At 64.3% G+C, this 9,569-nt stretch carries 11 protein-coding genes and 1 pseudogene; 5 read left to right on the forward strand and 7 right to left on the reverse strand.

The genetic code is table 11. The features are described from left to right. The first annotated feature begins 25 nt into the window (after positions 1-25). A complete protein-coding gene (locus LC343_RS24615; RefSeq protein ID WP_223479806.1) occupies positions 26-496 on the forward strand; it encodes a cupin domain-containing protein in 471 nt (156 codons plus the stop codon). Positions 497-508: 12 nt separating this feature from the next. Here LC343_RS24615 and LC343_RS24620 read toward each other — a convergent pair whose 3' ends face one another. From LC343_RS24620 to LC343_RS24630, 3 genes are all read right to left on the reverse strand, one after another. Beyond that, positions 509-1,198 carry a lysoplasmalogenase gene (locus LC343_RS24620; RefSeq protein ID WP_223479797.1) on the reverse strand — a complete coding sequence of 230 codons (690 nt, stop codon included), beginning with the start codon at positions 1,196-1,198 and terminating at the stop codon, positions 509-511. Next, positions 1,185-2,111 (reverse strand): aromatic amino acid exporter YddG, encoded by a 927-nt coding sequence (yddG, locus tag LC343_RS24625; protein WP_223479798.1) that lies wholly within the window; start codon positions 2,109-2,111, stop codon positions 1,185-1,187. Before yddG ends, LC343_RS24620 begins: the two co-directional genes overlap by 14 nt. Before the next feature lie 64 nt (positions 2,112-2,175). Continuing rightward, positions 2,176-2,958: a DUF3108 domain-containing protein gene (locus LC343_RS24630; RefSeq protein ID WP_223479799.1), complete on the reverse strand. Its 783-nt coding sequence runs from the start codon at positions 2,956-2,958 to the stop codon at positions 2,176-2,178. 240 nt (positions 2,959-3,198) lie between these two features. Here LC343_RS24630 and rpmB point away from each other — a divergent pair, with 240 nt between their 5' ends. Further along, entirely contained in the window at positions 3,199-3,492 is a 294-nt protein-coding gene (gene rpmB / locus LC343_RS24635) for a 50S ribosomal protein L28 (RefSeq protein WP_223479807.1), read from the forward strand. 91 nt (positions 3,493-3,583) lie between these two features. Then, on the forward strand, positions 3,584-4,225 hold the full coding sequence (locus LC343_RS24640) for a queuosine precursor transporter (RefSeq protein ID WP_223479800.1): 642 nt from the start codon (positions 3,584-3,586) through the stop codon (positions 4,223-4,225). Positions 4,226-4,257: 32 nt separating this feature from the next. Here the strand turns inward: LC343_RS24640 and LC343_RS24645 are convergent, their stop codons facing one another. The 4 genes from LC343_RS24645 to LC343_RS24660 form a co-directional block, all read right to left on the reverse strand. Continuing rightward, positions 4,258-5,277 carry an esterase-like activity of phytase family protein gene (locus tag LC343_RS24645; RefSeq protein ID WP_223479801.1) on the reverse strand — a complete coding sequence of 340 codons (1,020 nt, stop codon included), beginning with the start codon at positions 5,275-5,277 and terminating at the stop codon, positions 4,258-4,260. Between the two features lie 27 nt (positions 5,278-5,304). Next, positions 5,305-7,203 (reverse strand): cobaltochelatase subunit CobT, encoded by a 1,899-nt coding sequence (cobT, locus tag LC343_RS24650; protein WP_223479802.1) that lies wholly within the window; start codon positions 7,201-7,203, stop codon positions 5,305-5,307. Positions 7,204-7,225: 22 nt separating this feature from the next. Continuing rightward, a complete protein-coding gene (cobS, locus tag LC343_RS24655; protein WP_223479803.1) occupies positions 7,226-8,212 on the reverse strand; it encodes a cobaltochelatase subunit CobS in 987 nt (328 codons plus the stop codon). A gap of 61 nt (positions 8,213-8,273) precedes the next feature. Then, positions 8,274-8,900 carry a J domain-containing protein gene (locus LC343_RS24660; protein ID WP_223479804.1) on the reverse strand — a complete coding sequence of 209 codons (627 nt, stop codon included), beginning with the start codon at positions 8,898-8,900 and terminating at the stop codon, positions 8,274-8,276. Between the two features lie 155 nt (positions 8,901-9,055). Between LC343_RS24660 and LC343_RS24665 the strand changes: the two genes are divergently transcribed. Both LC343_RS24665 and LC343_RS24670 read left to right on the forward strand, forming a co-directional pair. Then, complete coding sequence (locus LC343_RS24665; protein WP_223479805.1) at positions 9,056-9,343, forward strand: BolA family protein; 288 nt, start codon at positions 9,056-9,058, stop codon at positions 9,341-9,343. Between the two features lie 32 nt (positions 9,344-9,375). Beyond that, positions 9,376-9,569 (forward strand): annotated as a pseudogene (locus LC343_RS24670) (hypothetical protein); the annotation flags it as partial.

The raw sequence follows: 9,569 nt of genomic DNA on the forward strand, positions 1-9,569 counted from the left end.
GTTATGCCGCCGAGATGACGGCCTGATTGCGAGAAATCACCACTCTTGCAATCAACGTCAAGTAACTTGGCAATGCCAACTCGGCCTCAAGCCGCATCCGGAGGGCGGCTGGTATGCCGAAACGTTCCGCGATGCGGACGGGCCCGACGGGCGCGGGCATTCTACGGCGATCTATTTCCTGCTGGAGGCCGGCGACGTGTCGCACTGGCACCGCGTGACCGACGCCTCCGAGGTCTGGCACTTTTATGCCGGTTCGCCGCTGGTGATCACGCTGTCGCCGAACGGGCACGATGCGCGGGCGTTGCGGCTCGGACCCAATCTCGCCATGGGCGAACGCCCGCAGGTCGTCGTGCCGGCGAATTGCTGGCAGACCGCGACCTCGCTTGGCGCGTGGACGCTGGTCGGATGCACCGTCGCGCCGGGCTTTAACTTCGCGAAATTCGAACTCGCTCCACCGGACTGGAAGCCGATACCCCGCGCGCCAAAGGGGCGCTGAGGCGCGCCGGCATCAGGCCCGGAACACGCCCCATACCGTCAGCACGCCGAACAGGATCAGCACTTGCGCGCCGAAATAGGTCACCCAGACGACCGGGCCGGCGAACTGGCCGTAGACGCCATCCTTCTTCAAAAGGAACCGCTCGGAGGCGAGCACGGTGTCGGAGATCATGAAGCTCGCCGCGCCGGCGACGATCAGTCCCGCGCCGTTCGACAGGGCGGCCAGCCCCATGACGAGGATCGCCGCGATATAGACCATCACCGGCCAGCGCAGGTCGCCGGCCGCGCTGAAGAGCCTGCGGCCCATGACAAGGGCGATCGCCGTCATCGCGACCCCCACGATGGCGAGGACGGGCAGCGGAAGCGGCGTTTCGGATGCGGGGAGGGCAAAAAACAGCAGGATATAGGCGATGTGACCGGCCAGAAACGCGCCGAGACCGGCCAGAAAGAACTTCTCGCTCATCTGTTCAATGGCGAGGAAGAAATCGCCGATAGCGCACAGAACCAGCGCCAGGGTCAGCAGCCACGGTCCGCCGGCTGAGGCGGACAGGCCGGCCAGAAGCATCACGGACAGCGTTTTCGCAGCGACCTTGAGCGGTGTCGTCCGGCGTTGCCCGTAGAAGAGATAGGCGATGGCCAGCAGGACAGCGAAGACGAGGGTCCCGTTGTCGGTATGCGTAATTCCGCCTTCAAACGGCAACATGGCGCTTCCTCCTGGTTAAAAACATGTCCTTGGCCGCAATCGCCGCGCCGCCGGTGATCAGCAGGCAGGCCAGAGCGATTGTCCAGCTTGCCTCCGACATGCCGACCGCGATCAGGATGACGGTGGAGATCAGCGGCGCGGCGTAGCTGGATGCGCCGAGCACCTGGATGTCGCCATGCTTGACGCCGTGGTCCCAGATATAGAAAGCCGCGCCGACGGGCAGGGCGCCGAGGCCCGCCACCGCGAGCCACTCGATGACGGTTTGCGGCCATACCGTCGTCTCAAGCGCGAAATGCGCGACTAGCGACAGGATCGCGGTGGCGAGGCAGTACCAGGCGACGATTCTTGTCGGGACGGCGGCAAAGCGGCGCGACAGCAGCGAATAGCCGGACCATGTGAAGGCGGCGGCGATCGCCACGGTGTAGCCATAGGCGTACTCCGCCTTGAGCGAGAACCCTTCTCCGCCGGTGACGATCAGTGTCGTGCCGATAAAGCCGCAGGCGACGCCGGCGAGATGATGCCAGCCGAGCCGCTCGCCCGGCATCAGCGCGGAGCCGGTGACGATCAGCATCGGCCACAGATAGCAGATAAGGCTGGCCTCGACGGCGGGCGCGTGGCGCAGCGCCGTGAAATAGAGGAAGTGATAGCCGAACAATCCGCCGATCCCGAGCGCATAGGCCTGCCAGGGGATCCGCGCCTTCGCCTCGCTGCGGTCGCGCTTGCGGGCATTGGCGGCGAAGCCGATCGCCGCGCCGATGGCGAAGCACATCGCTGAAAGCTGGAATGGCGGCACATCGCCCGAGGCGGCCGTGAACAGCGCGAGCAGGGCCCACATGAGGACGGCGCCAAAGCCGATCATCGTTGCGGCGAAGCGCTTGCGTCCGGCGGTCATGGAGAGGGATGCGTCGGTCATGGCATCCCGTCGCCGGGGGCGCGGTTTTTGTCAAGGGCGCGTCGGAACGGGGCCGGCGACCGGTTCATTCCATCCGGCGTTCGAGGCGCGTCGCATAGATGCGTACCGGGCCGAGCTGCGTCGATACCGTCGCCTTGACCGGCGCATAGAGGTCGGTGCCCTCGATCGGCGCGAAGGCGACGACGATGCGGCCCTTGTCGCGCAGCCACGCGATTTCCTTCTTGCCGCCCGGATAGCCCGAGACGGGCAGGAACTTCGCACGGCAGGTGACGACGTCACCGGAATAGCCGTCGGCCGAAAACCGCTCGGTACGCAGGAAGTTCAGCTTGATATCGGAGCGCATCGCGCCGTCGAAGACGCGCACCGTGCGGTCGCAAACCGCGCCGGGCGTGTCCGCCTTAACGAGCATCGCGCTGATCGGATCGACGGTATTGCGCAGATGCGCGGCATCCACCTCGATCCAGCCCTTGCGTTTCTTGACTTTCGGCTTGTTGACGGCGCTCGTCACGTTGCCGCCCGAAAAGCCGATATCGGTGGTTTGCCGGTCTCCGCCCGAAACATAGTCGAGCGCGAAGCGTTCGGCTTGCACGCCGTTTCTGCCGAAACGTCCGGAAACGCTCATGCTGCCCGTGGTCGGCTTGAAAAGCGCCACCAGCCCGCTTGCCTTGAGCGTTCCGGTCATCGAATAGCTTCCCGGCGATATCCTTGTCTCGAACTTCGAGACGCCGACCGGCAGGCCAAGCGCCGAGATCGCGTATCGGGAGTGGATGACGCTCGTTTCCGCATGTGCGGCCGTCGTGCACAGGATCGGGACAAGCAGGGCGAGTGCATTTGTTGTGATGCGCATTTCTCGAAATCCGTTTCTATGTCCCTCAACCGGCCTTCGACCGTAATCGCGACATTTCTGTGATGACGCGTTGCGGCGCGCAAAATGCACCGGGACGGTTGACGAAAATGCCGGTTGTCACTATAGGACGCTGACTTTTCCGCTCCAGCCGTTTCCGTCCGGCGACGCCGCCAAGCCCGGCGCGACACGAGACTGCGTTCGGCAAGCGGCATTATGAAACAGAATTCGAAGGTGATCATCATGTCTCGCGCATGTGAACTGACCGGCAAGGCTGTCCAGTCCGGCAACAATGTGAGCCACGCCAACAACAAGACCCGGCGTCGGTTCCTTCCCAATCTTTGCCAGGTCACGCTGATGTCCGAGGCGTTGGGCCAGAGCTATCGTTTCCGCGTGTCCGCTGCTGCACTGCGCACGGTCGAGCATCGCGGCGGCCTCGACGCGTTCCTCGTCAAGGCGAAGGAAAACGAGCTGTCGCAGCGCGCCCGCCTGCTGAAGCGCCAGATCGCGAAGAAATCCGCCGAGCAGGCCGCCTGATCAAGGCGCCTCTTCGCTGAGACTGCACAGGCCGGACCTCCGGCCTGTTTTCCGTTGAACCCTAGCTGGTGGCATCACCCAGGATAAAAAAATGCGTAAAGCACAGTCTTATCTTCCCTTCATTCTCGCGATGTGCGCGGTTGTCGCCGCATCGAACTATCTCGTCCAGTTTCCGGTCCAGGCGACGCTCGGCTCGATCAATCTCGCCGATCTCCTGACCTGGGGCGCGTTCACCTATCCGGTGGCCTTCCTCGTTACCGACCTCACCAATCGCCGGTTCGGTCCGTCCGCGGCGCGTGTCATCGTCGCCTTCGGCTTCGTGCTCGCGGTGGCGTTCTCGATCTGGCTGGCGACGCCGCGGATCGCCATCGCCTCCGGTTCGGCCTTCATCGTCGCACAGTTGCTCGACGTCTCGGTATTCGAGAGCCTGCGCCGCTCGGCCTGGTGGAAAGCGCCGCTGGTCTCCTCGCTTATCGGATCGGTGATCGACACCGTGCTGTTCTTCGGTGTGGCCTTTTCGGCCGGCTTTGCATTCCTCGACACAGGCTTGGGTCTGGAGGACGGCTCGCTGGGTTTCCCCGTGCCGTTTCTCGGCGTCGGCGGCGAGGTGCCGCTGTGGTTGTCGCTCGGTGCCGGCGATTTCTGCGTGAAGATCCTGGTCGCGCTGGTCCTGCTCGCGCCTTACCGGGTGCTGCGCAGCCTGATCGCCGACCGGTCCGCGGTCACCGCCTAGTGCAATTCAGATTTGGACTGAAACCATCCGTATCAACCTGAACTGCCCTCACCGGCGTCTCCGACCAGCCTGAATTCTAGCAGCAGGTTGCGCTGCAGGATGGAATGGTTGTCGTCGGAGACCACGGTCAGCCGCGGCACGCCTTCGGGATCGATGGTGACGGACAGGCCTTCCATATTGTCGATCTGGTAGAGCAGATTGGCTTCCAGCAGGACTTCGCCGTCGACGGTCGCCCCGGCCGTTATGTCGGTGCCGTCGATCCGCCGCAGCCGCATCGCCACGCCATCGGTGAGGTTGAAACGGCGCTCCAGCAGGACCAGATCGCCATCCGGCAGGAACTGGCCGTCGGTGATGTCGAACTCGCCGCTGCGTTTCACCGAGAATTCGAAGCTTTCGCCGCCGCGCTTGCGAACGAACGCCATGATGTTGCGGTTCTTGTCGAGGCTCTTCTCGCTGACGCCGACAAGCGCGCCGGGAAAGGCCGTGGTCGCGGGGGCGACGGTGATCGTCTCGAAGCCGCGATTTTCCCGCAATTCGTAAAGCGGAACCGGCGGCTCGTACTGGCGCCTCAGCGCGGGAAAGCCGCTGTCGTCGAGATCGTATTCGGCGATCCTGTGCCGGCGTTCGAAGCTGACATAGACGGTATCGCCGCCGATGGTGATGCCTTCGGCGTCGCTCGCCCACTTGCCGGGACCGAACTCCGTCATCTCCCACATCGTTGTGTCGGACAGGCCGGTCACCCGGCCGGTTTCGTCGCGCTCGATCCGGGAGGCAAGCCAGAACCCTGTGTCGGCGACGCCCAGTACGCGGGACTGGTCGTCGAAAAGATGGATTGCCGAAATCGCGCCGAAATGCCGGGAAGAGGCGGTCATTTCCAGTCCGCCGGCGAATTCCAGCTTGCCGAATCGCTGCTGGTCGGAGCCGATGCGGAAATTCGTGATGGGACGGGCCTTGACGGTCATCGCGACGATTTCGGGCGCGGCTTGCGCCGGCGAAGCCACGGTCGCGAGAGGCATGGCCACGAGAACCATGGCCACGAGAACTATGGCCATGACCGCCTGAAGGCGTGCCCGCACGGTCTAGCCTGCCCGTTGGCGGCGCGCGTCGCGGGATTTCTGCTCCTCGAACAGGCCCGCGAGCTGTTCCGTCATCGCGCCGGCCAGCTCCTCCGCATCGACGATCGTGACAGCGCGGCGATAATAGCGTGTCACGTCGTGGCCGATGCCGATCGCCAGCAATTCGACTTCCGAGCGGGTCTCGATCTCCTCGATGACGGCGCGCAGGTGCCGTTCGAGGTAGTTGCCCGGATTGACCGACAGCGTGGAATCGTCGACCGGCGCGCCGTCGGAGATCATCATCAGGATACGGCGCTGTTCGGGACGCGCCGCCAGCCTGCGATAGGCCCAGGTCAGCGCCTCGCCGTCGATGTTTTCCTTCAGCAGGCCCTCGCGCATCATCAGGCCGAGATTGCGCCGGGCGCGTCGCCAGGGCGCATCGGCGCTCTTGTAGATGATGTGGCGCAAATCGTTGAGACGGCCGGGCTCGGCCGGCTTGCCGCCCTTCAGCCATGCCTCGCGCGATTGCCCGCCCTTCCAGGCCCGCGTGGTGAAGCCGAGGATCTCGACCTTGACGCCGCAGCGTTCCAGCGTGCGCGCAAGGATATCCGCGCAGGTCGCCGCGACGGTGATCGGGCGGCCGCGCATCGAGCCGGAATTGTCCAGCAGCAGGGTGACGACCGTGTCGCGGAAATTGGTATCGCGCTCGCGCTTGAAGGACAGCGGCGCGAACGTGCCGGCCATTTCGTCGATGATGATGCGCGGCAGGCGCGCCGGGTCGAGATAGCCCTCCTCGAGATCGAAATCCCAGGACCGGTTCTGCTGCGCCATCAGGCGGCGCTGCAGCCGGTTCGCAAGCCGCCCGACGACGCCCTGGAGATTGGAGAGCTGTTTGTCCAGGAAGGCGCGCAGGCGTTCCAGTTCCGCCTCGTCGCACAGTTCCTCGGCGGAGATGGTCTCGTCGAATTCGGTGGAATAGACCTCGTAGTCGATGCCCGACAGGATGTCGTTGAAGGACTGCTCGGGGCGGATCGCCTCGCCGGGCTCTTCCGCGTCGGCGTCGAGATCCTGCTCCATGTCGTCGGCGGTCGCGTCGGCGGCGTCCATCTCGCCCGCTTCGGGTTGCTCGCTCTCGGCCTGGCTTTCCTCGGCCTCGGACTGTTCCTCGCCCGAATCCTCCTGGCTGCCGCCTTCGGTATCCTCGTCGGCGTCCGGCTCGTCGTCATTGTCGTCGTCGGAATCTTCCGGCTCCTCGCCGGACATCTCGTCGGCGAGTTCCATCGAGACGAGCATGTCGCGAACGGCCCGCGCGAAGGCGTTCTGGTCGTCGATCGCGGATTCCAGATTGGCGAAGTCGTCGCCGGCCTTTTCCTCGACCCAGTCGCGCCACAGATCAGCGACGGCGGCCGCGCCGGGGGGCGTCGGGCGTCCGGTCAGTTTCTCGCGCACGATCAGCGCCACGGCTTCCGACAGCGGCGCGTCGTCGCGCTCGGTCACGGTGGCGAGATTGTTGCGGGTGAACTTGTCGTCGATCATCGCGGTGAGATTGTCGCCGACGCCTGGCATGCGGCGCGCGCCGATCGATTCCACGCGCGCCTGTTCCACGGCATCGAAGATCGCCCGCGCATCGGCCCCGTCCGGCGCCGTCGCGGCGTGGACGCCCGGATTGTGGCAGGCGGTGCGCAGGGCCATAGAATCGCCGACGCCGCGCGTCACCATCACGTCATTGCGGGTGATGCGTTTCGGCAGGTCGGGCAGGCGGGCATGCTTTCCGGCGAAGGCCGGCTTGTCGGCGGCGAAGACGACTTCCAGCTCCGGTTCGCCGGCCATGGCGCGCATGCAGCCGGTCACCGCCCGCTTGAACGGTTCGGTGTCGACCGGCTTGCCCGGCTTCTTGCGGTAATTGTCTCCCGGACCCGCCATCTTGCCTGGTGCCTCTGTCCGCCTAGCTCAGCACCACATTGGCGGCGCTTTCGGCCAGTTCCTCGCCGAAGCAGCGCTGGTAGAATTCTGCCACCAGCGTGCGCTCCAGATCGTCGCACTTGTTGAGGAAGGTCAGCCGGAAGGCGAAGCCGATATCCTTGAAGATGTCGGCGTTTTCCGCCCAGGTGATCACGGTCCGCGGGCTCATCACGGTCGAGAGATCGCCGTTCTTGAAGGCTTCACGCGTCATGTCGGCGAGACGGACCATGTTGCTGACGATCTCGCGGCCCTTGGCGTTCTGGTAGTGTTTCGCCTTGGCCAGGATGATCTCGACTTCCTTGTCATGCGGCAGGTAGTTCAGCGTCGTGACGATGGACCAGCGGTCCATCTGCGCCTGGTTGATCTGCTGCGTGCCGTGATAGAGGCCGGTCGTATCGCCGAGGCCGACCGTATTGGCGGTGGCGAACAGGCGGAAGGCGGGGTGCGGGCGGATGACGCGGCTCTGGTCGAGCAGAGTCAGGCGGCCCGAGGATTCGAGCACCCGCTGGATCACGAACATCACGTCGGGCCGGCCGGCGTCGTATTCGTCGAAGCAGAGCGCGACATTGTGCTGATAGGCCCAAGGCAGGATGCCGTCACGGAACTCGGTGACCTGCTTGCCCTCATGGACCACGATGGCGTCCTTGCCGACGAGGTCGATACGGCTGACATGGCTGTCCAGATTGACGCGCACGCAGGGCCAGTTGAGACGGGCCGCGACCTGCTCGATATGGGTCGACTTGCCGGTGCCGTGATAGCCGGACACCATGACGCGGCGGTTGTGCGCGAAACCGGCCAGGATCGCCAGCGTCGTCGCGCGGTCGAAAATATAGTCCGGGTCGATTTCCGGCACATAGGCGTCCGCGTCGGAATAGGCGGGGACCTGCATGTCGACATCGATGCCGAACACCGAGCGCACGTCGGCGGTGGTGTCGGGCATGTTGGCGATGTCGAGTTCCATCTTGTTCATCTTGCCTCCTTGATGCGGCGGGAGACCGCATGCCGGGGTGTCTCGGGATTCGATTGCCGGACTAGCACAGCCCGGCGGTTTTCAACAATTGATAGGCCTGGACAACTTCGCGGAAACGTTCCTCGGAGGTCCGGTCGCCGCCATTTGCATCGGGATGGTGCTTTTTGACCAGAGCCTTGTACTGCGTCTTGATGTCCTCCGACGTCGCCGAGGCCTTCAGGCCGAGCGTGGACATCGCCTTGGCTTCCAGCGGCTTGAGCTTGCGCATCGGCTTGACCGTCGCGTCCGGGCGCCAGTTCGGGTCGCGCATGCGCATCGAGCGCGCGGATCCGGAGCGCATGTCCGAGAAGACGGGCGCCGCGGTCGCTTCCTCGATATGGGCGGTGCCCATTTTCCAGGTCGGCCGGTTGCCGGTCAGCGCGTCCTTCTGGAACTTGGCGATCGCGTCGTCGCCGAGGCCGGAGAAGTAATTGTAATTCTTGTTGTATTCGCGCACGTGGTCGATGCAGAAATGCAGATACTGCCCCTCCCGGTCGCGGCCGGCCGGCGCCTTGTGGGTGCCCGGTTTCTCGCAGCCGGCCCATTGGCAGGTCTGCGCGACGGTCGGTTCCTCGCGCTTGGCGGATTTCTTTTTCTTTCCGCCGGGATTGATCCGGATGGAATCAAAATATTTCGAACTGGGCTTCATGTGACCGTGGTTATGGGGCGGCAGAGCGCCACAAACAAGCATTGACAGTGGAAGATTCGACGCGGCAAGTGGCGCCGCAGTGCCCTCTAAAAAGGACGCACTGGTTTACCTGCCTATCGGCGGGGTGGCAAGGCAAGATACAAGGTAGGTTGCAGATGGGGCCGATTGAAGAACGCATCGTGAAAAAGATCGAGGAGGCTTTCTCGCCCGAGCGGCTCGCCGTCATCAATGAAAGCCACCTGCATGCGGGTCATCAGGGCGGGTCGGTCGACGGGTCCGGCGAGACGCATTTCCGCGTCCGCGTCATCTCGGAAAAATTTGCCGGACTGGGCCGTGTGGACCGCCACCGCGCGCTCAACGAATTGCTGGCCGCCGAGATCGCCGACGGCGTTCACGCGCTCGCGCTGGAGCCCTCGGCCCCCGGCGAAAATGTCAGATGGTAGTCTGACGATTGCAGGACGCAGGCGAAACCGACATGGCGACAACTCCGTCATCCGATCTGGCGCGCAAGGGCATGCTCGCCGATCCGGGGGATCACTTTAGCGGCCGATACGAGGTCGAACGCAAATATGCCGTCGACGGCCTCGAGCGCGGCATTGCCAAGTTACTTGACGTTGATTGCAAGAGTGGTGATTTCTCGCAATCAGGCCGTCATCTCGGCGGCATAAC

Origin of the sequence: Oricola indica (assembly GCF_019966595.1) — a bacterium.
In the GTDB taxonomy this organism is placed as follows: Bacteria; Pseudomonadota; Alphaproteobacteria; order Rhizobiales; family Rhizobiaceae; genus Oricola; species Oricola indica.

What these genes read in the sequence shown, in the direction of transcription:
- LC343_RS24620 (WP_223479797.1), bottom strand. Translation starts at nt 1,198, where the DNA reads ATGTTGCCGTTTGAAGGCGGAATTACGCATACCGACAACGGGACCCTC.
- yddG (WP_223479798.1), bottom strand. Translation starts at nt 2,111, where the DNA reads ATGACCGACGCATCCCTCTCCATGACCGCCGGACGCAAGCGCTTCGCC.
- LC343_RS24630 (WP_223479799.1), bottom strand. Translation starts at nt 2,958, where the DNA reads ATGCGCATCACAACAAATGCACTCGCCCTGCTTGTCCCGATCCTGTGC.
- rpmB (WP_223479807.1), top strand. Translation starts at nt 3,199, where the DNA reads ATGTCTCGCGCATGTGAACTGACCGGCAAGGCTGTCCAGTCCGGCAAC.
- LC343_RS24640 (WP_223479800.1), top strand. Translation starts at nt 3,584, where the DNA reads ATGCGTAAAGCACAGTCTTATCTTCCCTTCATTCTCGCGATGTGCGCG.
- LC343_RS24645 (WP_223479801.1), bottom strand. Translation starts at nt 5,277, where the DNA reads ATGGCCATAGTTCTCGTGGCCATGGTTCTCGTGGCCATGCCTCTCGCG.
- cobT (WP_223479802.1), bottom strand. Translation starts at nt 7,203, where the DNA reads ATGGCGGGTCCGGGAGACAATTACCGCAAGAAGCCGGGCAAGCCGGTC.
- cobS (WP_223479803.1), bottom strand. Translation starts at nt 8,212, where the DNA reads ATGAACAAGATGGAACTCGACATCGCCAACATGCCCGACACCACCGCC.
- LC343_RS24660 (WP_223479804.1), bottom strand. Translation starts at nt 8,900, where the DNA reads ATGAAGCCCAGTTCGAAATATTTTGATTCCATCCGGATCAATCCCGGC.
- LC343_RS24665 (WP_223479805.1), top strand. Translation starts at nt 9,056, where the DNA reads ATGGGGCCGATTGAAGAACGCATCGTGAAAAAGATCGAGGAGGCTTTC.